The sequence below is a fragment of the Schaalia meyeri genome, assembly GCF_900105015.1.
Lineage (GTDB): Bacteria > Actinomycetota > Actinomycetes > Actinomycetales > Actinomycetaceae > Pauljensenia > Pauljensenia meyeri.
The window spans coordinates 363,149-388,162 of sequence record NZ_FNLK01000005.1 but is presented as its reverse complement, the minus strand read 5'-3'; the positions used below and the strand labels follow the sequence as shown (position 1 = coordinate 388,162).

The following is a 25,014-nucleotide window of genomic DNA, read 5'->3' as shown; positions in this document are numbered from 1 at the left end:
TTTGCCGAGGCGCCGGTGCCACGACGCAACCAGCATGCAACGCATGGACAGGAAAGGACAGATATGGGCCAAGACCTGTGCGCGGCGCTCGGGCGCTCAGGTGCCCTGTGGACGCAACGAGTCGGCCCCGGCCCCCTGTGGATGGGGCCGGGGCCGACAATGCCAGCGCGGAAGCGGCTACTTGGGGAAGTCGCCGCGAGCGACCTGGGGCCGCGGGGAGCGCCAGCGGCGCGGCATGATCATGCGCGAGAAGGTGTAGTAGCCGGTGCCGCTCGGGATGTCCTCGCGGGGGTGGCGCTCCGTGAAGAGACGCTTGATCTTGCGCCAGATCAGGAACGCCTCGACCGCCGTCACGACAAAGGAACCGTACATGAGGACGGAGGACCCGTAGAGCATGTACGCCTGCCACTGCAGCGGGACCTGGTTACCCAGGACTGACAACAGCATGAGGAGGAGGATGGCAAGCATCATGACCGCCAGGATCCACTCGGAAAACGACCGGCGCGCGTCGACGTAGTCGCGCACGTAGCGGCGCGCGCGTCCCTTGTCGCGCGCGGGGAGGTATTTTTCTTCCCCGGTGATCAGCGCGCGTTGTTCGGCGTCGAATCGCGCGTTTCGTGCGGCCCGCGCGGCGCGCTTGGCCTCTTTGCGGTCAGCGGGCACCAGCGGGTGAATGCGGGCAGCTTCGGCCGCCTTGCGTTTTGGCGTGGGACGCCCCTTCTTGCCGGTCGGCGTCGTGGGGACGGCCTCGGTACGTGCCGATCCGTCCTCGCTTTTGTTCTTGCTTCGTCCAAACACGCTTCCAGGCTAGCGGAAAGCCCAGCCGCCTCGCACTCGCATGGTCTACCCTGGGCGTATGGCTGATACTTCACATGCTTTGTCGACGTCCGTTCTCAGGGAGCGCCTGGAGACCGCTTTTCCGTCTCTGCTGGATGAGCTAACGCAGCTCGTCGCGATCCCGTCCGTGTCTTCCGATCCGGCGCATGCAACCGACGTTGAGCGCAGCGCCCAGCACCTGCGCGGGCGCTTCGAGGCGCTCGGCCTGGAGGCGAAGGTGCTGCGCGAGAGAGCCGAGGACGGCACGGAGGGCAAGCCCGCCGTCGTCGCGCGAACCCCCCGGATTGAGGGCGCGCCAACCGTGCTCCTGTACGCGCATCACGACGTGCAGCCGGTGGGTGAGGTGGACCGGTGGACGATGGATCCGTACAAGGCGCAGGTGCGTGGGGACCGCATCTACGGGCGCGGAAGCTCCGACGACGGAGCGGGAGTGGTCGTGCACCTGGGATCCCTGTCGATTCTGGGTGACGACCTGCCCGTCAACGTCGTTGTCTACGTTGAGGGCGAAGAAGAGATCGGTTCCCCCTCCTTCACGGCGTTCCTGGACGCGCACAAGGAGGAGCTCGCCGCGGACGTCATCGTGGTGACGGATTCGTCGAACTGGAAGCCGGGAGAGCCGGCGGTCACCACGACCCTGCGAGGCAACGCGATTGTGACGGTCGACGTGACGGTTGCCGATCACGCGGTCCACTCGGGCGCTTTCGGTGGTCCGCTCCTGGACTCGGTCGCGATCTCGTCGATGCTGATTGCCTCCCTCTTCGATGAGCGGGGCGACGTGGCCGTTCCCGGACTGGGCGGCTCGGATCACGCGGATGTGGACTGGCCGGAGGAAGAGCTGCGGGAAGCCGCCGGGATGGTGGATGGCATGAAGCTGGCCGGTTCCGGCGATATCGCCGCTCGCATGTGGACCAAGCCCTCGATCTCGGTGATCGGTTTCGACGCGCGTCCTGTCTCCAACGCCTCGAACACGATCGCCCCGCACACGCGTTTCCGCCTGTCGATGCGCACCGTCCCCGGAGTGGATCCGAGCCAGGCACAGGACCGGCTTGTGGACTACCTGCTCTCTCACGCCCCCTTCGGCGCTCGGGTCGAAGTGACGCGGGAGGACGCTGGAGCCGGGTACCAGGCGGACATGGACTCGCCGGTCACCAGGGCCCTGCACGAGGCGCTGACCGAGGCCTGGGGGGTTCCCTCCGTCAACATCGGCGTGGGCGGATCGATCCCGTTCATCTCGGAGTTCCAGCGCATCTTTCCGGGCGCGCAGGTCGTCGTCACGGGGGTCGAGGACCCGCTGACGAACGCTCACTCGGAGGACGAGTCCCAATCCATCCCCGACCTGAAGGCAGCGATCCTCGCCGAGGCACTGCTCCTGGCGCGCGTGTCGCGCCTGTGAAGCGAGTCGTCGTCGCCGGTCACTGGGACGGGGAAGGGGACCATCCGGTCGGCCGGGCGCTGGACGCGATCCGTCGGGGGGTTCTTGCTGGCGCAAAGGGTGCCTCGGTCCTCACGCTTCCCTTCGGGGGCGGCCCCGCCTTTGACGAGGCCGTGGCCCCCTGCCGTTCGTCGGCTTCTTTCGTCAGAGTGCCGACGGAAGAAGCCTCGTCGCGGGCGTTCGGAGAGCGCGTAGCGCAGCTACTGCGCGGCGGCGGCACGGTCGTAGTCGAGGGGGGACACGGGCCATACCCGGACTGTGGCCTCGGTTTTCTCGCAGGCCTGCTGGGCGCGGACGATTCTACCGTGCAAGGTTCGTCGCTCGGAGAAGCGCTGACGCGGGCCGAGGGGCTCGTCCGGGAAACAGGCGTCGATCTCGTGTGCGCTGCCTCGACCGCGCGCCCGCTCCTGGGCCTCGACTCGGTGCTGGCGGTGGGGCCCGACCTGCAACCGATCAGGCGGCAGGAGCGGGCGCTGACGGCTCTTCTCACCCGCGCCTTTGCCCACAGGCCGCTGCACCGCCGCCCGCTCCTGGCCGGGCCGGACACTCACCCCGCGCGAGCGCGCGGCTCGGGCGCCGGCGGGGGCGTGGGTGGCGTCATCGCGGCGATTGGTGGGCGCATCGTCCCCACGGGTGAATTGCTCGCTCAGCTGACGCCCCTCGCAGATGCCCTTGACGGCGCTAACCTCGTGATCGTCGCCGAGCCCGAGCTCTCCTCGCCCCTCCTGTCGGAGTCCACGCTCGATTCCGTGACGGGCGCGGCCGCCCTGCGCGCCCTCCCCGTCGTCGGCGTCACGCCCCGCTCCTCTTTGTCCCACTTCGAGAGGGCGCAATGGGGGCTTCACGGCGTGTTCGAAACTAAGGGATCGATCACGCTTGAGGAGGCGGGGCGGCGGATCGCACGCACCTGGTTACGCTGAGCGCGCAGTCCACCCGTAGCGCTCGGTGCGGGCGGGGGAGTAGGGTGTCAAGCGCATACGTCTATTCGTGACCGTTAGGAGCGTCATGTCCGAGTCATCAACTCAGGCTCCCACCCACGAGGTTATCCTCACCGATGTCGCAGCCGCGAAGGTGAAAAGCCTGCTTCAGCAGGAGGGCCGCGACGACCTGCGCCTGCGCATCGCCGTCCAGCCGGGCGGCTGCTCCGGCCTGATTTACCAGCTGTACTTCGATGACCGCAGTCTCGATGGGGACGCCATTCGTTCCTTCGACGGCGTTGAGGTCGTCGTCGATCGCATGAGCGTGCCCTACCTGAGCGGTGCGACGATCGATTTTTCCGACACGATTGAACGCCAGGGTTTCACGATCGACAACCCGAACGCCCAGAACACCTGCGCCTGCGGCGAATCCTTCCACTGAGCCGAAAGTAACTCTCTTATGATGTCCTCCCTGCGCCGCCTCGGCGCACTTGCCGGTGTCGTCGCGCTTGCCCTCGGGTTGGCGGCTTGCTCCGACGCTTCCTCCCAGTCCTCGGGCTCCTCGTCTTCGATCGACTACTCCGCATGCTCCACCGATGATTCGGCCGAGCAGGACACGAACGTCGACCGCAGCGGCAAGGGGAGCTTCCCCGACGTGTCGGGCGACGACAAGCCCGTCATCGCGGCGGGAACGGGGACGGAACCAACATCGAAGGTTCTGGTTAAGACCCTGTCCCAGGGCGACGGCGAAGTGGTGTGCCCCGGCGCGAAGATCAAGGCAAACTACGTCGGTGCGCTGTGGAATGGGACGGTTTTCGACTCGTCCTACGAGCGTGGAGAAGCCGCCACGTTCTCTCTCACTCAGGTTGTTAAGGGCTGGACCTACGGTTTGGCTCACGCCCGCGTGGGTGACCGCGTTGAGCTGGTCATCCCCGCCTCCCTGGGATACGGAACCCAGGCCAAGGGCAGTATTCCCGCAAATTCGACCCTGGTCTTTGTCGTGGACATCGTGGGCGTGGCAAAACAGAACGTAGCGGACGAATCCATCCTCAGCAGCGGCGTTGCGACCGGCGAAGAGCTGCCTGAGGGCGTCACCGTCAACGGCGAACCCGGCGCCGAACCGACCCTGACGGTCGACGAGTCCGCGCCGGTCCCCACCGAACAAAAAATCTACACGATCTACAAGGGAGGCGGCGACGCGCTCGAGGACGGACAGAGCGTTTTATACAAGCAAGTCGTTGGTGGTTTTGGCGCCAAGGGACAAACGCAGTCCTCGTGGGGCCAAGCCCCGCTCGAGGCACCGGTCAAGTCGGTGGAGCTGAGTGGATACACGATCGGATCGCGCATCCTCGTTGTGGCACCGGTTCAGGGCAAGGGGGCGCAGTCGGGCCAGTCGGGTAACGCGGCCCAGGCGAACGTCTTCGTCGTCGACATCGTGGGCACTTCCTCGATGTAACGATGCGTCGTGCATCGCTGCTTGCGGGCGGCTCCCGGTGGGGGAGCTGCCCGCAAGCCGTTAGAATGGGGCCACCGCGTCGATTGTGCCGACATACGCAAGGAGATCTCATGAGCGACGATACCGTCAAGATCCTGGTGTTCAGCGACGACAAGGACAGGCGTCACGCCGTCATCAGCGGTATCGGGCTGCGCGCATCCAAGGATACCCCCCGCATCGAGTGGGTGGAGGCCGCCACCGCGTTCGGCGTGCGCGACACTTTCGACGGTGACGATTTCGCGGCGCTCATCCTGGATGCCGAAGCCAAGAAGGAAGGCGGCATGTCCGTCGCCCAGGATCTGCAGGAGACCCGTGACGACGTTCCCCCGATCATCTTTCTGACGGCGCGCGTCCAGGACGACTGGCTGGCCACGTGGGCCGGTGCCGCAGCAACCGTGGCGGATCCGATCGATCCGATTATCCTGCAGGAGACGCTTGCCGACGTTTTGCGCGGCGCCTAGCGAGTGGGGCGCGGCAGTGGCGATCACGCGCGTCGCCCGGTGCTGCGCCAGCGCTTGGGCTACGGGCGCTCGTATGGGCTCACGAGCCGGGTGATGAGCCGCGGCCTTTGCTGGCCTCGCCTGTTGGCGAAACGGAGGTCGGTGCCTGCGGTCGATGGGGCGGTGCCATCTCACTCAAAGCGACCAGGTCCTCCACGTCGGTTGCTCCCGCTCCCGCGAGCAGGGTAATGAAATCCAACAGGACCGTGGCCGTCGTGCGGGCGTCCCGAAGGGCGCGGTGGCGCGGCGTCGTCGCGATCCCGAAGTAGGCGGCCACCGTGGCGAGCTTATGGTTGCGCACGAGCGGATGCGGCAGCGCCAGGCGCGCGAGCGCGAGCGTATCGACGACGCGCATGGGCGGCCAGGGGCGCGAGGATACCCGCGCGGCGCGGCGCAGGAATCCCACGTCGAACGCGGCGTTGTGCGCGACAAAGACGGGCGGATTATCCCCCTCGAAACCCGCCCAGGAAATAAAGCGCTCCAGCGCAGGAGCGATCGGTTCCGCGTCTCGCACCATCTCGGGTGTAATTCCCGTCAGAGAGGTGATGAACGGGGGAATCAGGCGCGAGGGACGCACCAGCGTGTCGAACTCGTCGTCCAGCTGGCCGTCACGCACGCGGACCGCCCCGATCTCGGTGATCTCTGCGCCCGCGCCCAGCCCCGTCGTCTCCAGGTCGACGATCACCCAGCTGCCCCGCGTAGCAGGCGTCCCGACCGAGGACAGGCCGAGCTGAATCTCGGGTTTTGGCGCGCGCGATAGGGCCTTCGACACGATTTTGTGAGCGAAGGGGCGCGGTGACTCACCGGGCGACATGGTTTCCCCACAATTACGCACGGGAGTCTGTTTCGTCATAGAGTTGATACTAATTCGTCCGCGCTCGCGCGCGCCCGTCGACATTCGAGGAGTCACAGTGGCGTTCTATCAGGCTCTCAAAGCGACCGGCAGCCCCATTCTCAAGGCCGCCTACCATCCGTGGATCCGCGGCAAGGAGAACATCCCGTCTGAGGGGGCCGCCATCTTGGCTTCCAACCATAACGCCGTGTGGGACTCCGTCTTCCTGCCGATGATGATCAACCGCGAGGTTGTCTTCATGGGCAAGGCCGACTACTTCACGGGTACCGGCGTCAAGGGCTGGATGACCAAGGAATTTATGCGAGCCGTCGGAACCATCCCCGTTGATCGCACCGGCGGGCGCGCCTCCGAGGCGGCGCTCAATGCCGGGCTCAAACGCCTGCGAGACGGCGAACTCTTCGGGATTTACCCGGAAGGGACTCGAAGCCCCGACGGGCGCCTGTACCGGGGGAAGACCGGGGTCGCCCGCCTCGCGCTGCTCTCCGGTGCCCCCGTCATTCCCGTCGCCATGATCGGCACGCACGCGGCTCAACCGATCGGCCAGAAGATCCCGTCGCGTACCAATATCGGAATGGTGGTTGGCGAGCCCCTGGACTTTTCACGCTATAAGGGGCTGCACAAGGACAGGTATGTGCTTCGCGCCATCACCGACGAGATCATGTACAGCCTCATGCTTTTGTCGGGCCAGGAGTATGTCGACCTGTACGCGGCCGACGTGAAGGCTCAGCTGGCCGCCGAAGGCACGTTCGAGGGGCCCGTTCCCTCCAACGGGCGCGCGGCGCCGGGCGGTCGCACCGCTCCCGACGTGCCCGTTCCGACGGCGCCGCAGGAGCCTTCCGATGGGGAAGGCGGCGACGCAGCGGGGGAGCAGGCCGGGCAGTAGGTAACGGGGCGGGTCCGTCGACGCACCGGAGTTTGACCGGGAGGGCGTCCTTGGCGAAACGCTGTGCTGCGCGGGTAGAATGATCATGCCCTGCGCACGCGCGCGGGCCCGTACCTAACCAACCTGAGAAAGGTGACATTCATGTCGGTCCGTCGTGTTGCCCTGCTGACCGCAGGTGGCTTCGCCCCGTGCCTGTCCTCCGCCGTCGGTGGGCTCATCGAGCGCTACAACGAGATTGATCCCACCGTCGAGATTATCGCCTACCAGAACGGCTACCACGGCCTGCTCACCGGCAACTACGTGCTGGTGGATGAAAAGGCCCGCACCCGCGCCGCCGTCCTGCATCGTTTCGGTGGCTCCCCGATCGGTAACTCGCGCGTGAAGCTGACGAACAAGAAGAACCTCGTGGAGCGAGGCCTGGTCGGCGAAGACGAGGACCCGTTGCAAAAGGCTGCCGAGCAGCTGCGCACCGACGGCGTTGACGTGCTGCACACGATCGGCGGCGACGACACGAACACCACCGCTGCCGACCTGGCCGCCTACCTTGAGGAGCACGACTACCACCTGACCGTCGTGGGCCTGCCCAAGACGATCGACAATGACGTTGTACCGATCCGCCAGTCCCTGGGTGCATGGACCGCTGCCGAAGAGGTGTCGGAATACTCCCAGAACGTCATCGGCGAGCACCGCTCGAACCCGCGTATGCTCATCATTCACGAGATCATGGGCCGCCACTGCGGCTGGCTGACCGCCGCCGGCTCACAGCAGTACCACGAGTGGCTCAAGACCCAGGAATGGGTGCCTTCGGTCGGCCTGTCCAAGGAGCGCTGGGACATTCATGCCATCTTCCTGCCCGAGATGAAGATTGATCTGGAGGCCGAGGCCCGGCGCCTGAAAGCGATCATGGATGAGCAGGGCAACGTCAACATCTTCCTGTCCGAGGGGGCCGGCGTCCCCGAGATCATCGCGGAGATCGAGGCCGCTGGCGGCGAGGTTCAGCGCGATCCCTTCGGCCATGTCAAGCTGGACACGATCAACCCCGGCCAGTGGTTCGCCAAGCAGTTCGCCGAAAAGATCGACGCCGAGAAGGTCATGGTGCAAAAGTCCGGCTACTTCTCGCGTTCCTCGCGTGCCAATGCTGATGATCTGCGCCTCATTAAGTCGATGACGGACTTGGCCGTCGAGTGCGCCTTCAGGGGCGAGTCCGGCGTGATTGGTCATGACGAGGAGGACGGTGATCGCCTGAAGGCTATCCCGTTCCCACGTATCGCCGGCGGCAAACCCTTCGACATCACGGCCCCCTGGTTCGTCCAGATGATGGCCGAGATTGGCCAGAGCGTCGAGCCTGCTGGCGAGTGAGTCGCCTCGCGTGATTCCCTCTTTCACCCCCGGACGCGGCGGGGAGCCCGTGCGTAAGCCACGCTCCCGCCGCGTCCCCGAGCGTCTGTGGTCGCCGGACTCCGGGGAGCGCGCTCCGTGGGATACCTGGCGCACCCTGGACGCCGCTCAGCAGCCCGCGTACGCGGATGCGGATCGCGTGAATGAGGTGACCGCGCAGCTGCGCCGTCAGCCGCCACTCGTGTTCGCCGGGGAGGTCGATGATTTGCGCACGTGGATGGGCGCCGCCTCCCGCGGTGAGGCCTTTGTCCTCATGGGCGGTGACTGCGCCGAGACCTTCGCAGAAGCGACGGCCGATCACGTGCGCCTCAAGATTCAGACGCTGCTGCAGATGGCCGTCGTGTTGACCTATGGCGCGTCGCTGCCGGTCATCAAGGTGGGACGCATCGCGGGCCAGTATGCGAAGCCGCGATCATCCGACATGGAGACGCGCGACGGCGTGACGCTGCCCAGCTACCGTGGCGACGCTGTGAATTCCTTTGAGTTCACCCCCGATGCGCGCGAACCCGACCCGCAGCGCCTCCTGTCGCTGTACAACCGCGCGGCTTCGACGCTCAATTTGATTCGTGCCTTCACGAAGGGCGGTTACGCGGACCTGCGTCAGGTTCACCGCTGGAATCAGGGCTTCATGTCCAATCCCGCGTATGCTCGCTACGAGTCGCTGGCTAAGGACATTCACCGGGCCATCAAGTTCATGGGTGCCGCCGGAGTCGATTTCGAGACGTTGCGCGACGTCGACCTGTACTCGTCGCACGAGGCGCTGCTCCTCGAATACGAGTCGGCGATGACCCGCATCGATTCTCGAACGGGTGAACCCTACAACACCTCCGCTCATTTTCTGTGGGCGGGGGAGCGGACGCGCGAAGAGGAGGGCGCTCACATTGAGCTGTTGTCGCGCGTGCGCAATCCGATCGGGGTAAAGCTCGGTCCGTCGACCACGCCCGAGCAGATGCGCAGCCTCATTGACCGCCTTAACCCGGACGGCGAGGAAGGCCGACTGACGTTCATTACGCGCATGGGCGCCTCCCACATTCGTGAGGCGTTGCCTCCGCTGCTTGAGGCTGCGCGCGAGGACGGACGTCCGCTCACCTGGGTGACGGACCCGATGCACGGAAACACGATTACGTTGTCCACCGGCTGCAAGACGCGTCGCTTCGAGACGATCATGGACGAGGTTCGCGGGTTCTTTGAGGCTCACGAATCCTGCGGTACCGTCCCGGGAGGCCTGCACGTTGAGCTTACGGGCGATGACGTCACCGAGGTGATCGGCGGGAGTGAGCGCATCGATGAGAAATCCTTGCGCAAGCGCTACGAAACGCTGGTGGATCCCCGCCTGAACCACCAGCAGAGCCTGGAGATGGCCTTCCAAGTTGCGCAGTACCTGGAGGGTTCATCTCCCACGAAGGATGAAACTGCCTCGTGAGGATGCGCGGGTCGGTTTCACGGGGCTTGGGTGCTGGCGTGTCGAGCGGACTTTTGGTGTCGGTCTCACCCTAGACGATAGTGATCGTTACGACACTGCCTTTCTTGAGCATCGTGCCGCCGGCGGGATCGGTGGTGCGCACGGTGCCGAAAAAACCACCGAGGATCGTTTCCTCATGGACGGTGAATCCGGCTGCCTCGAGCGCGGAGCGGGCATCGTCTTTCTGGCGACCGACGACGTCGGGAACGGCAACCTTCTCGGGTCCTTTGGAGACCGTGTACGCGACCGAGTCGCCACGGTGCAAGATGGTGCCCTCCTGGGTCTGTTGGGAGATCACCTGGCCTTCGGCAACCGTGTCGGAGTAGGCGTTGGTCACGTTTGCAACCAGACCCAGGGACTCGACGGAGTTTTTCGCTGCCTCCTTGCTCATACCGGTAAGGCGAGGAACCGAGAGGGGTTTGCGTCCCTTAGAGAGGACGAGGTTGACGGCCGAATCGTGCCGCACGACTGAACCCGCCTGGGCCGCCTGAGAGATGACTTGTCCTTCGGGGACGTCTTCTGAATAATCCTCGGTGACCGCTCCGATCGTCAGGCCCGCCTCGGCCAACGCCCGAGCGGCGTCATCCCTGGTTTGTCGGGTGACGTCAGGAACGGTCTTCATGTCGACGCCCTTGGAGATGTAGACACGGACCTCGGCATTCTTGTGAACGGCCGCCCCTCCGTCCGGATCGGATCGCGTGACGGAACCGTTTGAAACATCGTCCGAGTACTCTTCATCGACCACACTGGACAAGCCGAGCGAGCGAAGATCCGCTTGAACATCCGCGAGGGGACGGCCCGTTGTGTGCGGCATTGTCAGATAGGAGCCCGGACCGTACTCCGTCCACCACCAGCGTCCCCCGATCCCGACGGCGACGAGCAGCAACGCGACGAGGCTGATCCACAGCGCGAGGTGCTTGTACGTCTTACCGGGCGCCCGGGTGGTGGGTTGTGGAATCGGCGTGGAAGTACGGACGGTGGCGACCGTCGTGGGTACGGCAGGAGGAAGCGGGCGGGTGAACTGGGGGGAAAGGACCTCGGTGTTCAGGGCGGAGGTCTTCGACGTGTCGCTTCGGTCCTCGGGGGCGATGTCGGCTCGGCGGCCCGCGATCTCCGCGGGGATAGTGGCGGCGGCGCGCGCGACCAGATCGATGGCGTCGGAGGCGGATGCGGTGCGCGATAGCGGATCGCGCGCGGTCAGTGCGGCGACCAGGTCGTCGATCTCGCGCGGAATCCAGGGCTGAGAGACCGAGGGGCTGGGGACGTCGTCGGCAACATGGTGCGAGGCGATCTGCAGCGGGGACTCCCCGGCCCATGGAACCGCGCCGGTGAGCATCTCGCAGAGCATGATGCCGACGGAATAGATGTCGGAGCGCGCGTCGGCGTCGGCGGTGATGGCGATCTCGGGCGCGATGTACGCCACCGTTCCCAGCATGTTGCCGGTGGAGGACATCGAGACTTCGGAGGCCGCGCGTGCCAGACCGAAGTCGGTGACCTTCGCGGGGCCGTCGGTGGGGACGAGTATGTTCTCGGGCTTAATGTCGCGATGAATGACTCCCATGCGGTGAGCCGCGCGCAGGGCCTCGAGAGTATCGGTGGTGTAGCGCAGCGCCTGGGGAATCGTGAATGCCCCCTGCGCCTTGAGAAGCTGACGCAGATTCGTTCCGTCAATCAACTCCATAACCAGGAAGCCCTGGCCGGTGACGACTCCCTGATCGAAGACGGAGACGACACCGGGGTGGACGATGCGCGCAGCAGAACGCGCTTCGCGCCGAAAGCGTGCGCCGAAATCCTGAGAATCAGCGAGGTGTGGGTGCATGACCTTCAGGGCGACGGGGCGGTCGAGACGCTCGTCCTGGGCGACGTACACGGTCGCCATGCCGCCCCGGGCGAGCCTGCGCGTGACCCGGTATCGCTCATCAACCAGGATCCCGATCAGCGGATCGCTTTGGTCGAATGTCTGTTCGTCGCTCACCTGGTTGATTCTATGGGAGTTTTCGCGAAAACAACGGAGGTATGCCTCACGGTGCCGCATATCCATGGGGTAACCTTACGGTCATGACCAGTGCTGATATGACCCTGTTGCCCACCGGTGAGGTATGCCGTCTTCTCGGCATCGAGGAGCGCCGCCTCAAGCAGCTGATCCGTGATCGCGTCCTTATCGACGCGCGCGGGGCGGACGGTGTGCGGGGGATCCCCGAAGAAATGGTGGTAAAGGGGGACAACGGCTGGGAGCCGCTCGCCGTGCTGCAGGGAACGCTGACTCTGCTGGCGGACGACGGATTCACGGCGGAGGAATCGCTCGACTGGCTGTATTCGGTTCAGGACGAGCTGGGCGAGCGCCCGATCGACGCGCTGGTTGACGGGCGCCACCATCGGGTAAACCGGATCGCGTCCACCTTGGCGTTCTAGCGGTTCGCGGCGCCTTGCCAGGCGCCCCAACTTATGCTCGGCGGGAGGTGAGGAGTGCGCATAGCTCGCGCAGTATTTCGCGGGCCGCTGCGTCCAATCCTGAGTTTTCGAGCGCGCTGTGTCCGTCGGCCACGAGCCGATCGATCTGGGCCTCGTGGGCGGCTCGCCCGTTGCGTTCGATGATCGCCGCGGCCGAGGAGATCTGATCCGCCGAGGCCGTGTCCGTCCCGAGGACGTCGGTGAGCGCGGCGCGCTCGCTGGGGGAGGACGCCGCCCAAGTGAGCGCCAGCAGCACGGTGCGCTTTCCCTCTCGTAAATCATCTCCGACGGGTTTGCCTGTCACCGTCGGATCTCCGAACACTCCCAGGTCGTCATCGCGCAGCTGGAAGGCCACGCCCCAGGGCGTAAGGATTCGTTCGAGGGCGGCGAGTAGGGTACGCCTGTCGCCCGGTGGGTTTGCCGCGCAGATCGCACCGAGTGCCGCAGGGTGCACGACTGAATAGTGCGCGGACTTGTGTCGGGCAACGACGAGGGCGTCGGCGGCGCTCACCGCGTCGTGTCGTTCAGGATCCAGGGGGGTTTGTTCGGCCACGATGTCGAGGTACTGCCCCAGGGCGACCTCGGCGTGCATGAGGGCGAAACGCTCGGTAAAGGAGCGTGCGCTCGCGCTGTTGAGGAGGAGCGCCTGCTCGGCAGCAGCGGCGGTTGCAGCCGAGAAGAGGAAGTCGCCCACCAGGATCGCCGCGTGGGTGCCAAAGTCTGAGGGGGTACCGATCCAACCGACGCGTCTGTGGTGATCCGCCAGGCGCCGATGCGGGGTGGGGGAGCCTCGTCGTTCGTCGGCCTTATCGATGATGTCGTCGTGAACCAGGGCGCTGGCCTGGTAGAGCTCGAGCGCCGCGCTCACGTGGGGCAGGGACACGTCCGTGAGCGGGCACGTCGCGCTCAGCGAGTAGCCGACGTGGGCCATGAGAGCCCGAAAGCGCTTTCCTCCCGACGCGGCCGCGAGCACAGAGCCCACGAATTCCTCGGAACGGCCGCTGGTGCCCGTGCGCTTCAGCAGGCGTGTCAGGCTGGCGGCCGTCGCCTCGTCAATGAGGGGACGCAGAACGGAGAAGCTATCGCTCAGACTCATGGGGCCACTCTATCCGACGCCGACGGGCGTGCGCGGGTATGGGCGGGGCAGGCTCACACCTACCGTCAGGAAAACTGCGAGGCGAGGCACTAGACTGGCGATGGCATGCCGATTTGCAATCGGCTCCGTTGTGCATGCCCATCAACGAAAGGGACCCGTGTGAGTGCATCGCGCGCCTCGGCAAAGGATTCCGCGACGACTGAGGATACCCCGGAGGTGACAACCGCCGCGAAGAAGACCGGGCGAGGCAAGAAGACTGCCTCTACGGCCGCCAAGGCTGATGCGGTCGCGTCCGTCGCGAAGGAGAAGAAATCCGACGCCAAGAAGCCCGCCGCGAAAAAAGGCCCCGCAAAGAAGGGAACCGCCAGGAAGACAACCAAGAAGGCTTCGATTTCGGATACTGAGGGCGCGGGTGAGAAAACCTCACAGAAAACCGCCGCGAAAAATGCGAAGAAAACGCGTGGCCGCAAGAAGAAGGACGTTGCGGCAGACGAGGGAACCGTAGCGGATACCGAGGCAACGGAGGATGAGGATTTCGAGCCTACTGGTGAGGACCTGAAGGACCCGGACCTCGAGACCGATGCCGAGGCCGAGGAAGAAGGCGAAGAAGAGCCCGAGGAAGAGGACCCGAAGGCCACTGAGGGGGCCGCCCTTCGCGAGCGAACGAACTCGGGCATCCACGTCAAGGGTGGCTTCGTCGTCTCAGATTCTGACGAAACCGACGAACCCGTCCAGCAAGTGACGGTCGCCGGCGCCACGGCTGACCCCGTCAAGGACTATCTCAAGCAGATCGGTAAAGTCTCGCTGCTGAACGCCGAGCAGGAGGTCGATCTGGCGCGCCGTATCGAGGCGGGCCTGTATGCCGAGTTTAAGTTGAAGAACCAGGCCGACGAGATGACCAGCCGCGAACGCCGCGAGCTGCACTTCCTCGCGCAGGACGGTCAGCAGGCGAAAAACCACCTGCTCGAGGCCAACCTGCGTCTGGTGGTATCACTGGCAAAGAGATACACCGGGCGCGGCATGCAGTTCCTCGATCTGATCCAGGAAGGCAACCTGGGACTCATTCGCGCGGTCGAGAAGTTCGACTACACGAAAGGCTATAAGTTCTCGACGTACGCCACGTGGTGGATACGTCAGGCGATCACGCGAGCGATGGCCGACCAGGCGCGCACCATTCGCATACCGGTCCACATGGTCGAGGTCATCAACAAGCTTGCACGCGTTCAGCGTCAGATGCTGCAGGACCTGGGGCGCGAACCCACGCCCGAGGAGCTGGCGAAGGAACTCGACATGACCGCCGAAAAGGTCGTCGAGGTTCAAAAGTACGGACGCGAGCCCATTTCGCTACACACGCCCCTGGGTGAGGACGGTGATTCCGAGTTCGGTGATCTGATCGAGGACTCGGAAGCAATCGTTCCCGCGGACGCCGTCTCCTTTACCCTGCTTCAAGAGCAGCTTCACCACGTGCTCGATACGCTGTCCGAGCGCGAGGCCGGGGTGGTCTCCATGCGCTTTGGGTTGGGCGATGGTCAACCCAAGACGCTTGACGAGATCGGTAAGGTGTACGGCGTGACGCGCGAGCGTATTCGGCAGATCGAATCGAAGACCATGTCGAAATTGCGTCACCCGTCGCGTTCACAGGTGCTGCGTGACTACCTTGACTGAATTGTTCGGTATCTTTGTCGATCGCGGGGACCAGAAGCAGCTGCTTTCGATCCCTCGTGGTCGTGCGGTCAGGAAGCGCCTGGGTTGCGTTGGATCCGTCGCGCTTGGTCGGGTCCTGTAGGGCGGGATGAAAGCATGCTTGAGGATTCACTGGTTCTTGTCTTGACTGTCGTCTTGGTTCTCGTTGTGGCGGGTGGCGTCGTTGTCACCTTGGCGCTTTCAAGACGGAGCGCTCGCGATTGGAAGGGCATCATCAGGCAGGAGAGCGAGGAAAAAGCTGACGAGGTGAAGAATCACTCGCTTTCGACACGCGCCAACGCCTCGGGGGATCGCCCCGTCGTTCCGCGAACGGAGTCTCTTCACTCGCTCCTGTTGAGCGCGGACTCCTCCAGCGCGTACTTCGATGCCGATCGGCTGCCGGGCGTTGAACGCCTCGAGACGGTGACCGAGCGGGTCACCGAGCGCCTCAACCGTGGGCGTCGGATGCCCGGAGCCGACAGCGGCAGCGAGCAGGGGTCGACGCCGCGCTGACGGCGCGTGGTACCACTCAGGTTTTAGCCCTGGCAGCGTCCATGGGGAATAATGGCCCCATGGACGCTTTTATTTCTTTCCTTCAGACGCCGTGGGCGGTCGTCGTCGCCCTGGCGATTGCCGTCATCATCGGTGTGGTGGTTCGCCTTGTTGTGAGCGCCCGGCGGCGCTCTACGGACGACGTGACCGTTGCGACTCAACAGCAAGAAGTCATCGCCGAGGATGCTGCCCGAGCTCTCGCGGTCGATGAAGAATCGACCGACCAGCCGCGCGCCTCCCCCGCCGCCCCGCTAGACGCCCAGCCATCAACCGACGTGGCGCCGACGACGCCAGCACCGGACTCGTCGGGCGATCGCCCCGAGCCCGCGGGCGGGCGCATGGAACGCCTGCGCGAGAGACTCGCCTCCTCGGGCGCCATCGGGCGCGCGATCCTGGGGGTACTCAGCCGCGGCAAGCTCAGCGAGGAGGACTGGGAGGAGATCGAGGAATCTTTGCTCATCGCGGACCTCGGGCTTGAGGCCACCGATTCCCTCATGGAGGCGCTGAAGCGCCGCGTGGCTGTCGAGTCGACGACCGACGAGATGCGCATCCGCCAGATCCTGCGCGAGGAACTGCTGGCCCTCGTCGGCCCAGATATGGACCGCTCCCTGGACCTGACCAGGGAACAGAGCAATGGATCGCCCAAACCCGCTGTCGTCCTCATGGTGGGGGTCAACGGTACGGGCAAGACGACCACCGTCGGGAAGCTCGCACGCATCCTGGTTGCGGATGACAAGTCCGTCCTCCTGGGCGCCGCCGACACCTTCCGCGCGGCTGCCGCCGACCAGCTGGCGACGTGGGGCCAGCGCGTCGGCGTTGACGTCGTGCGCTCCGACCGTGAAGGCGCGGATCCTGCGTCCGTCGCATTCGAGGCTGTGCGGCAGGGGATCGAACGCGACGTGGACGTCGTCCTCGTCGACACGGCAGGGCGGCTGCAGAACAAGTCGACCCTCATGGACGAGCTCGGCAAGATCAAGCGCGTGATGGCCAAGCAGGCTCCCGTCAGCGAGGTCCTCCTGGTCCTGGACGCAACCACCGGACAAAACGGCATGAAGCAGGCCGAGGTGTTCGCCAAGGCCACCGGCGTGACCGGCATCATTCTCACGAAGCTCGACGGATCCGCGAAGGGCGGCATCGTCGTGTCGGTCCAGCGCGAGCTGAGCGTCCCCGTCAAGTTCGTCGGTCTGGGTGAGGGAGCGGATGACCTCGCCCCCTTCGACCCCGACGACTTCGTCGACGCGATTGTTGGTCCCGCGCTAGGCTGACGGTCTGCCCCCTTCGCTTCCTCTTTGCCCCGGTGAGACGACTACCGGGGCAAAGGTGCGCTAACCTGTGCCTTGTATAGCCGCCGTCTTGGGAGTAAACACGTGTTTGGAAACCTGTCAGATCGCCTGACCCAATCTTTCCGCACCCTGCGCAGCCGCGGGGTCCTAACCGAGTCGGACGTCGATCATGCGATTTCCGACATTCGTCGAGCCCTCATCGACGCGGACGTGGCTCTCCCCGTTGTCCGCCAATTCACCAAGCAGGTGCGCGAAAAGGCTTACGGAGCGGCGCGGTCGAAGGCCCTGAATCCCGGCCAGCAGGTCGTGTCGATCGTTCACGGAGAACTCGTGGAGATCCTTGGCGGCGCCACGCGCGAACTGACCTTCGCGCAGTCGGGACCGACCGTTTTCATGCTGGCAGGCCTCCAGGGCGCCGGTAAGACGACGCTGGCCGGAAAGCTCGGCAAATGGCTGCACGCGGAGGGTAAGACCGTCCTGCTCGTGGCTTCGGACCTCCAGCGTCCGGGCGCCGTCCAACAGCTGCAGGTCGTCGGCGAGCGCGCCGGTGTCAAGGTGTGGGCACCCGAACCGGGCAACGGCGTTGGCAACCCGGTTGAAGTGGCGCGCTCGGGCGTGGAGTTCGCCCGTCAAAGCGGTATCGACGTCGTCGTCGTCGATACCGCCGGACGCCTCGGCGTTGACCAGGAGATGATGGATCAGGCGATCGCGATCCGCGAGGCAATCACCCCGCACGAGATCATGTTCGTGCTCGATGCGATGGTCGGTCAGGATGCGGTGTCCACGTCGGTGGCCTTCCGTGATGGCGTTGGTTTCACGGGCGTCGTCCTGTCCAAGCTGGACGGCGACGCGCGAGGTGGCGCCGCCCTGTCGGTGCGCGGCGTCACCGGTGCGCCGATTCTTTTCGCCTCCACGGGCGAAAGCCTGGACGACTTCGAGCGTTTCCACCCGGATCGCATGGCCGGGCGCATCCTCGACATGGGCGACATTCTCACGCTCATCGAGCAGGCCGAAAAGAAGATGGACGCCGAGGAATCCGAGAAGGTCGCGGCCAAGGCGATGGCCGGCGAGCTGACGCTCAGCGATTTCCTCAACCAGCTCCAGCAGATCAAGAAGCTGGGGTCGATGAAGAAGATGCTCGGGATGATCCCCGGTACCGCGCAGCTGCGCGATCAGATCGATAACTTCGACGAACGCGAGGTTGACCGCATCGAGGCCATCGTTCGTTCGATGACCCCCGCCGAACGCGAGGACGTGTCGATCCTCAACGGGTCGCGCCGCGCGCGTATCGCCCGAGGTGCGGGCACGACCGTTACCGAGGTCAACCAGCTGGTGCAGCGCTTCGAGGCCGCCCGGGAGATGATGGGCCAGATGGGTCAGATGAGCGGCGGGGTGCCCGGGATGGGCGCCCTGCCCGGTCGAGGCGGCAAGGCCAAGCAGAAGGCGAACGCCCGGAAGGCGCAGGCCCAGCGTGCGCGCATGAAGAAAAAGGCGCGCTCCGGTAACCCGGCGAAGCGCCGTCAGCAGGAACTCGAGGCAATGCTGCCCCCGTCGGAGCGCAGCGCGCCGCGGGGGGCCTCGTTCGGCGGATCGCAGGAGCAGCCCGCGCCTCGTCCGACGGTGGATGACCTGCCCGATGACGTCAAGCGCATGCTCGGGCAGCTCTAAGCTCATGCTCATCACGGGCGCCGGTCTATGGGCGGACGACGACCTCGTTCGTCCGCGGTGGGTGCGCGGAACCTGGAGCGTCGATAACGGAACAATCCGGCGCGTATCCGAGGAGCTGCGTGATCGCGCCAGGCTCGTCGGGTTCATCGTTGCGGGCATGGTCGATGCGCACTGCCACATCGGCCTCTCCGTCGATGGTCCTGTCACGGTTGCCGAGATGGCGCGCCAGGCGGCGGATACTGTCGCGAGCGGCGTCACGTTGGTCCGCGACTGCGGCGTTCCCGTTGACAACTCCGCAGTGAAGAGCCTGCACGGGCCGCGCCTGATCCGATGCGGGCGACACATCGCCTTGCCCAAGCGCTACATCCGCGGCATACCCATCAACGTCGAGGACCAACAGGCCCTGCCCGGCGTTGTCGCCGCGGAGGCAGCCCGGTCAGACGGCTGGGTGAAGCTGGTGGGTGATTGGATCGATCGGTCGCGTGGCGGGGATTCTGACCTGATGCCCCTCTGGGAGACCCCCGTTCTCGTTGACGCGGTGGCCGCCGCGCACGAGAGGGGAGTTCGCGTTGCCGTTCACGCGTTCTCCCATCGGGTTATCGATTCCCTCATTGAGGCCGGGGTGGACGATATTGAACACGGCAGCGGAATCGATTCCGACCAGGCCGCCGAGATCGCAGCCCGCGGAATAGCTGTGACGCCGACGCTTCGCCAGGTTGAGCTCTTTGCCGACTTCGCCGAGCAGGCCGGGGCGAAATACCCGGTGTATGCCGCGACGATGAACGGCATGTACGCTCGGCGCCGCGAACATTTCCAGATGCTCATGGACGCTGGTGTCCTGCTGCTCATGGGGACCGACTCGGGCGGCTATCAGGTACACGGGTCGATCACGGGCGAGCTGTCGCTGTGGTCGCAGTGGGGCGCCTCGCCCGGCTTCATCGTCGATGCTGCGACCTGGCTGTCCCGGCGGTTCCTGGGGAGCGCCGGGCTCGGCGACGGGGCAGCCGCCGACTTCCTCGTTCTGGATGAGGATCCGACGCAGGACCCGGCCTCGCTCGCACGGCCGCGCAGCGTTTATGTCGGCGGAGAATGCGTATGGCAACGCCCGTGAGCCGATCGCTCTTTGTGGTGATCGATCTTACCTTTTCGTTTGCGATGGCCCTGTGTTCTCGCTTGGGACATGAGCTCGAAGTATGGCATAATCGCTAGCTGTACCCGACGGGACGCGGACCCTCTCGCTGCGCCTCGTCGTGTCCCGGTCCGATGCGACCCCTGTGTTTCCCACCTCGGGACGCAAAGGTCCACACCAATTCTGAAATGGAGAGACCACTCAAGTGGCAGTTCGAATTCGCCTGAAGCGCGTGGGAAAAATCCACGCCGCCCAGTACCGCGTCGTCGTCGTCGATTCCCGAAAGAAGCGCGACGGTCGCGTCATTGAAGAGGTCGGCTACTACGATCCTCAGCCGAACCCGTCGATCATCCGCATCGACTCTGACCGTGCCCAGTATTGGCTCGGCGTTGGCGCCCAGCCTTCCGACCAGGTCCGCAAGCTGCTGGTCCTGACCGGTGACATCGCGAAGTTCAATGGCAAGGCCGACGCCGTCTCCCGCGTGCAGGTTTCCGAGGCCGACAAGGCCGCGCAGGCCGAGCAGGCCGTCAAGGATGCCGAGGCCGCAGCCGAGAAGTCTAAGGCCGCCGCTTCCGCAAAGAAGGCCGAGGAGAAGGCTGCTGCTGTCGAGGCTGAGAAGGCTTCCGAAGAGGCCGCCGGAGAGGATGCCTGAGCATGCTCGCCGACGCGTTGGAGCACCTGGTCAGCGGGATTGTTGACCATCCCGAGGACGTTGAGGTGACGCCTCGTTCGATGCGACGCGGGCAGCTGCTCGAGGTTCGGGTGAATCCCGAGGATCTGGGTCGCGTCATCGGACGTGGGGGGCGGACGGCTCGCGCGTTGCGCACCGTCATGGGTGCCCTGTCCGCGCGCGGCGCGATCCGCGTTGACGTCGTCGACACGGATCGCGAGTAGGACTCGCACACGTCGCGGAGGGGTCCGGCAGCGCCGGACCCCTCCGCTGTATCCTTTGGGAAGATCCCGTTCGTCAGGAGGAGAACACATGCGGCTCACAGCAGCGATCATCGGCCCGGCCCACGGCCTGCGTGGCGAGGCCATCGTGGATGTCCGTAGCGACGATCCCGCCGTCTTGGCTCCCGGATCGCGCCTGGAGGTCGCGGGGGGCGATCGTGTCCTGACGGTGCGCGGGCTTCGGGTTCACAAGGATCGTGTTCTCGCGTCATTCGAAGAATGCGCGAGCCGAGAGGAAGCTGAAGCTCTGCGGGGAGCTCGATTGCTGGTCGAGGAGCACCCGGAGGAAGATGCCTGGTACCCCCACCAGCTAAAGGGGCTTCAGGCGCGCACTCCCGGCGGCGACGTTCTTGGAACCGTGAGCGGATTGACCCCTGGTGCGGCGCAGGATCTACTGCTCGTGGCGACCCCGCGCGGCTCCGTCATGGTGCCATTCGTGACCGCCCTGGTGCCCACCGTTGACGTTGACTCCGGTTTCGTCGTCATCGATGCGCCGCCCGGACTATTCGACGACGATTCCGTCCAAGAACGCTGAGAAAGCGACCAGCGTGCGTTTCGACCTGATCTCGATCTTTCCCGACTACTTCACCCCGCTTGGCCTATCCCTCATGGGCAAGGCGACACAGGCGGGCCTCGTCAGCGTTGCTGTTCACGATCTGCGCCAATGGGCATCAGGCAGGCACCGCAGCGTCGACGATGCACCGTACGGCGGTGGGGCCGGCATGGTTATGCGGGCGGATGTGTGGGGCAAGGCCCTCGATCAGGTACTTGCCATGCCGCTTGGATCCGCAAACGCGGGGGAAATCGGTGCTGCTAAGAGGAGGATCCTCGCCATCCCGACCCCCTCGGGTACCCCGCTCACCCAGGCCCTCGTGGAGGACCTGGCCCACGCAAGCCAGATTGCCATCGCTTGTGGCCGTTACGAGGGAATTGACGCTCGCGTCGGCCAGCATTACAGCTCCCGCGATGTAGAGGTGCTCGAGTTCTCTATCGGGGACTACGTGCTCAACGGCGGCGAGGTGGCGGCCATGGTGCTGACCGAAGCGGTCGCGCGCCTGCTTGACGGTTTCATGGGCAATCCTGATTCACTCGTCGAAGAATCCCACTCTGGGGCCGGTTTGCTTGAGTATCCCGTCTACACGAGGCCTCGCGAGTTTCGATCGCTCGGAGTCCCCCAGGTACTCCTGGGTGGCAATCACGCGGCCATCGAACGGTGGCGGCGCGACCGCGCCATCGAGAAGACCGCGCGGGTTCGTCCCGACCTCGCTCTGGCCCTTCAGGCCGAGTCTCTGGATGATTCCGATCGCGCTGCCCTTGCCTCTTGCGGCATCGCTTACCCGTGCTCGGGAGCGGGTAAGCGAGTGCAGATTCGCGTGGCGAACGCTGGTGATGCGCTTGAACTGAGCGCGCTCGCCGCGCGCGCGTTCCCGGATGTGCTCTCCTTAGACCTGCCCGAAAAAGCCGCCTGTTCGCACGCCGAAACCCGGACGAGCCCCGACGAGTTCAAGGCGATGGCGGGGGACCCGTTGCGCTACCGGATCGTCGTCGCGCAGGTCCCTGAAGGTCTCGCCGGCTACGCCTTGACGCGTGTGAGCCCGGGCGCGCTCCCGGCCGACATGGTGCGCCCGGGGAGGGTGGATGCAGGCAGCGCGTACCTGTTAGAGTGCCGCGTTGATCAGTCGTGGCAGGGCAGCGGCATCGCCGACGCTCTCATCGAAAGAACATGTGCGGATGCCGCACGGTGCGGCCACCGCGCGATCGTTCTTTGTGCCAACCGGGCCAACAAGGCCGCGCAGGGCTTCTACAAGCGTCACGGTTTCCGCAAGCGCGCCACTCGCAGGTTCGATGGTGGGGGCGCCCGTAACGACGATGTCGTAATGGTGCGTGATCTCACCGATGCCTCGGGGCTTGGCGCTGGCTGAAGACGCCACACCTGTGGGAGAATACTAAAGATTGTGCGTGGTTCATCCTGCCGCAGGGGGACACCGAGGCGCACGGTCAACCGTCAACTGAGCGGGTTCACCCCGCCCAACCAGACGTCCCCGACCTGCGGCGAAGACGTCAAGGAGAAGAAATGCAGAAGCTGGACGCCGTTGATGCGGCATCGCTGCGCGATGACATTCCCTCGTTCCGAGCTGGCGACACCCTCAAGGTGCACGTCAAGGTCATCGAAGGCAACCGCTCTCGTATCCAGGTCTTCCAGGGTGTCGTGATCGCCCGTCGCGGTCACGGTGTGTCCGCCACGTTCACCATCCGCAAGATTTCCTTCGGCGTGGGCGTTGAGCGTACCTTCCCGGTCCACGCCCCCACGATCGACCACATTGAGGTCGTCACCAAGGGCGACGTGCGCCGCGCCAAGCTCTACTACCTGCGTGAGCGTCACGGTAAGGCCGCGAAGATCAAGGAACATCGTTCCGGAAAGGCTGAGTAAGGACAGCGTGCGCCTTGGCATTTTTCACGGAAGGGCCCGACACCGTGCCCCGGTGTCGGGCCTCGCCGTATCCTTGGAGGGATGAGTGATTTTAAAGGAGACCGTATGAGCCCGACTGCAGGCTCTACGCCCGGACCGGTGCATGCGCCTTCGCTGAAGGATCGCGACCGCGCGGAGGCGCGGACCCGGCGCAACCCCCTGGTGTGGTTGCGTGAAATCCTGGTGATCGTCGTCGTCGCGCTGGTCATTTCATCGCTTCTGCGCGCGTTCATCGTTCAGGTGTTTTGGATTCCATCGCCGTCGATGCGCAACACTCTGGTAGAGGACGATCGTATCGCGGTCTCTCGTGTCGATGCGCTGCGAACGAACATCCACAGGGGTGACGTCGTCGTCTTTGACGACACCCTCGGGTGGCTTGGGGCAAAGGAGAACTCTTCGCCGTCGGTGCTGCGTCGTTTGGGTCAGTTCACGGGCTTCGTGCCCGGGGGTGGAGAGCAGACCCTCGTCAAGCGCGTCATCGGCGTCGGCGGGGATCGCGTGACGTGCGCCACCGCGAACGGAAAAGTCAGCGTCAATGGTGTGGAGCTGGATGAGACCTACGTTCTCGGGGGACAGGTTCCCTGCGGCGAGCGCACGTTCGACGTTGTCGTCCCGGAGGGACACCTCTGGGTGATGGGTGATAATCGTTCGAACTCTGCGGATTCTCGCTACCACATGGGTTCTGGCCAGTCGCCCTACGTTCCCGTTTCCTCGGTCGTCGGCACGGTGCAGGCGATCATCTGGCCGCTGTCGCGTTGGTCCACGGATATTGCTCACCCGGAAGTATTCGCCTCCCTCCCGGCCTCCTCATGACTACCGCGTCGCGCGAGCTCGAGTGCTTGCTGGCGGACCGCTGGGGGATCGTCGCCGGAATGGACGAGGTCGGTCGCGGTGCTCTCGCGGGTCCCGTTGCCGTTGGCGTCGCTCTCATCGGCACCCACGCGCCGCCCGTTCCCGATGGCCTGACGGATTCCAAGGCGTTGACTCCACGGCGTCGCGAGGCACTGATCGACCCAATTCGATCGTGGGTCCTTACATCGTCCGTGGGGTACGCCTTTGCCCAGGAGATCGACCGTTGGGGAATCGTTTCTGCTCTTCGGCTGGCGGGTCGGCGTGCGCTGGCGGATGTGCGGGATGCCGGGTACGTGCCCGGCGGCGTGCTGCTGGACGGCTCCCATGACTGGTTGACGGAACCCGGTGACCTCTTCGGCTGCGCTGATGGGCCGGAGGATCCCTTTGGCGTGACGCTTCCGGTCCATATGCAGGTCAAGGCCGACGCTTCCTGCGCCGTGGTCGCGGCCGCGTCGGTGCTCGCCAAAGTCGCGCGGGATCGACTGATGCAAGAGGCGCCGGACCCGGGGTATGGTTGGGCCTCGAACAAGGGCTACGGATCCGCCTCACACGCGCGCGCAATCGCTCGGCTCGGGGTCAGCGATTTTCACCGGCGTTCGTGGAAGATGCCGGTGGCGCCCTCAAAGTAGGGCGCGCCGAGGCGGCTGGGCGCCCAGGAGGCCCTCGCCCGGCATGATTGGTTTGTGAACGAAGAGATCGAAGGCTACGAGAACAACCTGGAGCTGGAGCTTTTCAAGGAATACCGCGACGTCATAGGCCTGTTTAAGTACGTCGTGGAAACCGAGAGGCGCTTCTACCTGTGTAACCACGTTGACGTCCAGGCCCGTCCGGTGGGCGGCGATGTTTTCTTCGAGCTGACGCTTTCCGACGCGTGGGTGTGGGATATCTACCGGTCGTCGCGATTCGTGCGCTCGGTGCGCGTCATTACCTACAAGGACGTCAACGTAGAGGAGCTGTCCAAGCCGGAGCTCGATATTCCCTAGTCTGTCCCTCCCATAGCGTCCGCGCTTTCTCGGTTATCCACAGGGCGGCGCGCGTACCGTCATCCGTCCACAGGTGGCGGTTTTCGCGTTGAATGGCTGTGGTCGGGGGATCAGTGTGG

General features: G+C 65.1%; 26 protein-coding genes. 22 read left to right on the top strand and 4 right to left on the bottom strand.

All coding sequences use genetic code 11. The annotated features are described in order from the left end of the window. Nucleotides 1-177: 177 nt before the first annotated feature. Nucleotides 178-798, bottom strand: a complete 621-nt coding sequence (locus BLT68_RS02545; protein ID WP_050694874.1) for a DUF3043 domain-containing protein — start codon at nucleotides 796-798, stop codon at nucleotides 178-180. 58 nt (nucleotides 799-856) lie between these two features. On the opposite strand from BLT68_RS02545, the gene BLT68_RS02540 reads away from it, so the two are divergent. From BLT68_RS02540 to BLT68_RS02520, 5 genes are all read left to right on the top strand, one after another. After that, nucleotides 857-2,230, top strand: a complete 1,374-nt coding sequence (locus BLT68_RS02540; RefSeq protein WP_074632643.1) for a M20/M25/M40 family metallo-hydrolase — start codon at nucleotides 857-859, stop codon at nucleotides 2,228-2,230. After that, nucleotides 2,227-3,189: a glycerate kinase gene (locus BLT68_RS02535; protein ID WP_074632642.1), complete on the top strand. Its 963-nt coding sequence runs from the start codon at nucleotides 2,227-2,229 to the stop codon at nucleotides 3,187-3,189. The genes BLT68_RS02540 and BLT68_RS02535 overlap by 4 nt, the downstream gene beginning before the upstream one ends. An 85-nt stretch (nucleotides 3,190-3,274) precedes the next feature. Further along, a complete protein-coding gene (gene erpA, locus BLT68_RS02530) occupies nucleotides 3,275-3,628 on the top strand; it encodes an iron-sulfur cluster insertion protein ErpA (RefSeq protein ID WP_050694872.1) in 354 nt (117 codons plus the stop codon). An 18-nt stretch (nucleotides 3,629-3,646) separates the two neighbouring features. After that, nucleotides 3,647-4,642 carry an FKBP-type peptidyl-prolyl cis-trans isomerase gene (locus BLT68_RS02525; protein ID WP_070778217.1) on the top strand — a complete coding sequence of 332 codons (996 nt, stop codon included), beginning with the start codon at nucleotides 3,647-3,649 and terminating at the stop codon, nucleotides 4,640-4,642. 110 nt (nucleotides 4,643-4,752) lie between these two features. Beyond that, a complete protein-coding gene (locus tag BLT68_RS02520; protein ID WP_050694870.1) occupies nucleotides 4,753-5,142 on the top strand; it encodes a response regulator transcription factor in 390 nt (129 codons plus the stop codon). Between the two features lie 79 nt (nucleotides 5,143-5,221). Here BLT68_RS02520 and BLT68_RS02515 read toward each other — a convergent pair whose 3' ends face one another. Next, complete coding sequence (locus BLT68_RS02515; RefSeq protein WP_082175988.1) at nucleotides 5,222-6,034, bottom strand: 3'-5' exonuclease; 813 nt, start codon at nucleotides 6,032-6,034, stop codon at nucleotides 5,222-5,224. A gap of 58 nt (nucleotides 6,035-6,092) precedes the next feature. Between BLT68_RS02515 and BLT68_RS02510 the strand changes: the two genes are divergently transcribed. The 3 genes from BLT68_RS02510 (at nucleotide 6,093) to BLT68_RS02500 (ending at nucleotide 9,738) form a co-directional block, all read left to right on the top strand. Beyond that, nucleotides 6,093-6,917 carry a lysophospholipid acyltransferase family protein gene (locus BLT68_RS02510; protein WP_050694869.1) on the top strand — a complete coding sequence of 275 codons (825 nt, stop codon included), beginning with the start codon at nucleotides 6,093-6,095 and terminating at the stop codon, nucleotides 6,915-6,917. A gap of 141 nt (nucleotides 6,918-7,058) precedes the next feature. Beyond that, a complete protein-coding gene (locus BLT68_RS02505) occupies nucleotides 7,059-8,276 on the top strand; it encodes a pyrophosphate--fructose-6-phosphate 1-phosphotransferase (RefSeq protein WP_050694868.1) in 1,218 nt (405 codons plus the stop codon). Nucleotides 8,277-8,286: 10 nt separating this feature from the next. Next, the gene (locus BLT68_RS02500; RefSeq protein ID WP_070778219.1) at nucleotides 8,287-9,738 is read left to right on the top strand and encodes a class II 3-deoxy-7-phosphoheptulonate synthase; all 1,452 of its coding nucleotides are present in this window, start codon (nucleotides 8,287-8,289) and stop codon (nucleotides 9,736-9,738) included. A 70-nt stretch (nucleotides 9,739-9,808) separates the two neighbouring features. On the opposite strand, the gene pknB is transcribed toward BLT68_RS02500, so the two are convergent. Then, a complete protein-coding gene (gene pknB / locus BLT68_RS02495; protein WP_050695776.1) occupies nucleotides 9,809-11,752 on the bottom strand; it encodes a Stk1 family PASTA domain-containing Ser/Thr kinase in 1,944 nt (647 codons plus the stop codon). Between the two features lie 83 nt (nucleotides 11,753-11,835). Between pknB and BLT68_RS02490 the strand changes: the two genes are divergently transcribed. After that, nucleotides 11,836-12,189: an Rv2175c family DNA-binding protein gene (locus BLT68_RS02490; protein WP_050694866.1), complete on the top strand. Its 354-nt coding sequence runs from the start codon at nucleotides 11,836-11,838 to the stop codon at nucleotides 12,187-12,189. Nucleotides 12,190-12,220: 31 nt separating this feature from the next. Here BLT68_RS02490 and BLT68_RS02485 read toward each other — a convergent pair whose 3' ends face one another. Beyond that, on the bottom strand, nucleotides 12,221-13,324 hold the full coding sequence (locus tag BLT68_RS02485) for a polyprenyl synthetase family protein (protein ID WP_050694865.1): 1,104 nt from the start codon (nucleotides 13,322-13,324) through the stop codon (nucleotides 12,221-12,223). Between the two features lie 159 nt (nucleotides 13,325-13,483). Here BLT68_RS02485 and BLT68_RS02480 point away from each other — a divergent pair, with 159 nt between their 5' ends. From BLT68_RS02480 to BLT68_RS02420, 13 genes are all read left to right on the top strand, one after another. After that, entirely contained in the window at nucleotides 13,484-14,989 is a 1,506-nt protein-coding gene (locus BLT68_RS02480; RefSeq protein ID WP_408641288.1) for an RNA polymerase sigma factor, read from the top strand. Between the two features lie 135 nt (nucleotides 14,990-15,124). Continuing rightward, nucleotides 15,125-15,520, top strand: a complete 396-nt coding sequence (locus BLT68_RS02475; protein ID WP_050694863.1) for a hypothetical protein — start codon at nucleotides 15,125-15,127, stop codon at nucleotides 15,518-15,520. A gap of 59 nt (nucleotides 15,521-15,579) precedes the next feature. Further along, nucleotides 15,580-16,824 (top strand): signal recognition particle-docking protein FtsY, encoded by a 1,245-nt coding sequence (gene ftsY / locus BLT68_RS02470; RefSeq protein WP_050694862.1) that lies wholly within the window; start codon nucleotides 15,580-15,582, stop codon nucleotides 16,822-16,824. A 102-nt stretch (nucleotides 16,825-16,926) separates the two neighbouring features. After that, on the top strand, nucleotides 16,927-18,510 hold the full coding sequence (gene ffh / locus BLT68_RS02465) for a signal recognition particle protein (protein WP_050694861.1): 1,584 nt from the start codon (nucleotides 16,927-16,929) through the stop codon (nucleotides 18,508-18,510). Between the two features lie 4 nt (nucleotides 18,511-18,514). Further along, a complete protein-coding gene (locus BLT68_RS02460; RefSeq protein ID WP_050694860.1) occupies nucleotides 18,515-19,621 on the top strand; it encodes an amidohydrolase family protein in 1,107 nt (368 codons plus the stop codon). 223 nt (nucleotides 19,622-19,844) lie between these two features. After that, nucleotides 19,845-20,291 (top strand): 30S ribosomal protein S16, encoded by a 447-nt coding sequence (gene rpsP, locus BLT68_RS02455; protein ID WP_050694859.1) that lies wholly within the window; start codon nucleotides 19,845-19,847, stop codon nucleotides 20,289-20,291. A 2-nt stretch (nucleotides 20,292-20,293) separates the two neighbouring features. Next, entirely contained in the window at nucleotides 20,294-20,533 is a 240-nt protein-coding gene (locus tag BLT68_RS02450) for an RNA-binding protein (protein ID WP_050694858.1), read from the top strand. Between the two features lie 88 nt (nucleotides 20,534-20,621). Then, nucleotides 20,622-21,125, top strand: coding sequence for a ribosome maturation factor RimM (gene rimM, locus BLT68_RS02445; protein ID WP_050694857.1), 504 nt, complete (start codon nucleotides 20,622-20,624; stop codon nucleotides 21,123-21,125). Between the two features lie 13 nt (nucleotides 21,126-21,138). After that, nucleotides 21,139-22,512: a tRNA (guanosine(37)-N1)-methyltransferase TrmD gene (gene trmD / locus BLT68_RS02440; RefSeq protein ID WP_074632714.1), complete on the top strand. Its 1,374-nt coding sequence runs from the start codon at nucleotides 21,139-21,141 to the stop codon at nucleotides 22,510-22,512. Between the two features lie 152 nt (nucleotides 22,513-22,664). After that, nucleotides 22,665-23,021, top strand: coding sequence for a 50S ribosomal protein L19 (gene rplS, locus BLT68_RS02435; protein ID WP_050694856.1), 357 nt, complete (start codon nucleotides 22,665-22,667; stop codon nucleotides 23,019-23,021). 105 nt (nucleotides 23,022-23,126) lie between these two features. Continuing rightward, on the top strand, nucleotides 23,127-23,873 hold the full coding sequence (lepB, locus tag BLT68_RS02430) for a signal peptidase I (RefSeq protein ID WP_050694855.1): 747 nt from the start codon (nucleotides 23,127-23,129) through the stop codon (nucleotides 23,871-23,873). Further along, nucleotides 23,870-24,541: a ribonuclease HII gene (locus BLT68_RS02425; RefSeq protein WP_050694854.1), complete on the top strand. Its 672-nt coding sequence runs from the start codon at nucleotides 23,870-23,872 to the stop codon at nucleotides 24,539-24,541. Before lepB ends, BLT68_RS02425 begins: the two co-directional genes overlap by 4 nt. A 54-nt stretch (nucleotides 24,542-24,595) precedes the next feature. Further along, entirely contained in the window at nucleotides 24,596-24,895 is a 300-nt protein-coding gene (locus BLT68_RS02420; protein WP_050694853.1) for a DUF2469 domain-containing protein, read from the top strand. The last annotated feature ends 119 nt before the right edge of the window (nucleotides 24,896-25,014 follow it).

Excerpts from the sequence above, each read along its gene's own strand:
- BLT68_RS02540 (WP_074632643.1), top strand. The coding sequence starts at position 857 with ATGGCTGATACTTCACATGCTTTGTCGACGTCCGTTCTCAGGGAGCGC.
- erpA (WP_050694872.1), top strand. The coding sequence starts at position 3,275 with ATGTCCGAGTCATCAACTCAGGCTCCCACCCACGAGGTTATCCTCACC.
- BLT68_RS02525 (WP_070778217.1), top strand. The coding sequence starts at position 3,647 with ATGATGTCCTCCCTGCGCCGCCTCGGCGCACTTGCCGGTGTCGTCGCG.
- BLT68_RS02520 (WP_050694870.1), top strand. The coding sequence starts at position 4,753 with ATGAGCGACGATACCGTCAAGATCCTGGTGTTCAGCGACGACAAGGAC.
- BLT68_RS02515 (WP_082175988.1), bottom strand. The coding sequence starts at position 6,034 with ATGACGAAACAGACTCCCGTGCGTAATTGTGGGGAAACCATGTCGCCC.
- BLT68_RS02505 (WP_050694868.1), top strand. The coding sequence starts at position 7,059 with ATGTCGGTCCGTCGTGTTGCCCTGCTGACCGCAGGTGGCTTCGCCCCG.
- BLT68_RS02490 (WP_050694866.1), top strand. The coding sequence starts at position 11,836 with ATGACCAGTGCTGATATGACCCTGTTGCCCACCGGTGAGGTATGCCGT.
- BLT68_RS02485 (WP_050694865.1), bottom strand. The coding sequence starts at position 13,324 with ATGAGTCTGAGCGATAGCTTCTCCGTTCTGCGTCCCCTCATTGACGAG.
- BLT68_RS02475 (WP_050694863.1), top strand. The coding sequence starts at position 15,125 with ATGCTTGAGGATTCACTGGTTCTTGTCTTGACTGTCGTCTTGGTTCTC.
- ftsY (WP_050694862.1), top strand. The coding sequence starts at position 15,580 with ATGGACGCTTTTATTTCTTTCCTTCAGACGCCGTGGGCGGTCGTCGTC.
- BLT68_RS02460 (WP_050694860.1), top strand. The coding sequence starts at position 18,515 with ATGCTCATCACGGGCGCCGGTCTATGGGCGGACGACGACCTCGTTCGT.
- BLT68_RS02450 (WP_050694858.1), top strand. The coding sequence starts at position 20,294 with ATGCTCGCCGACGCGTTGGAGCACCTGGTCAGCGGGATTGTTGACCAT.
- rimM (WP_050694857.1), top strand. The coding sequence starts at position 20,622 with ATGCGGCTCACAGCAGCGATCATCGGCCCGGCCCACGGCCTGCGTGGC.
- rplS (WP_050694856.1), top strand. The coding sequence starts at position 22,665 with ATGCAGAAGCTGGACGCCGTTGATGCGGCATCGCTGCGCGATGACATT.
- lepB (WP_050694855.1), top strand. The coding sequence starts at position 23,127 with ATGAGCCCGACTGCAGGCTCTACGCCCGGACCGGTGCATGCGCCTTCG.
- BLT68_RS02425 (WP_050694854.1), top strand. The coding sequence starts at position 23,870 with ATGACTACCGCGTCGCGCGAGCTCGAGTGCTTGCTGGCGGACCGCTGG.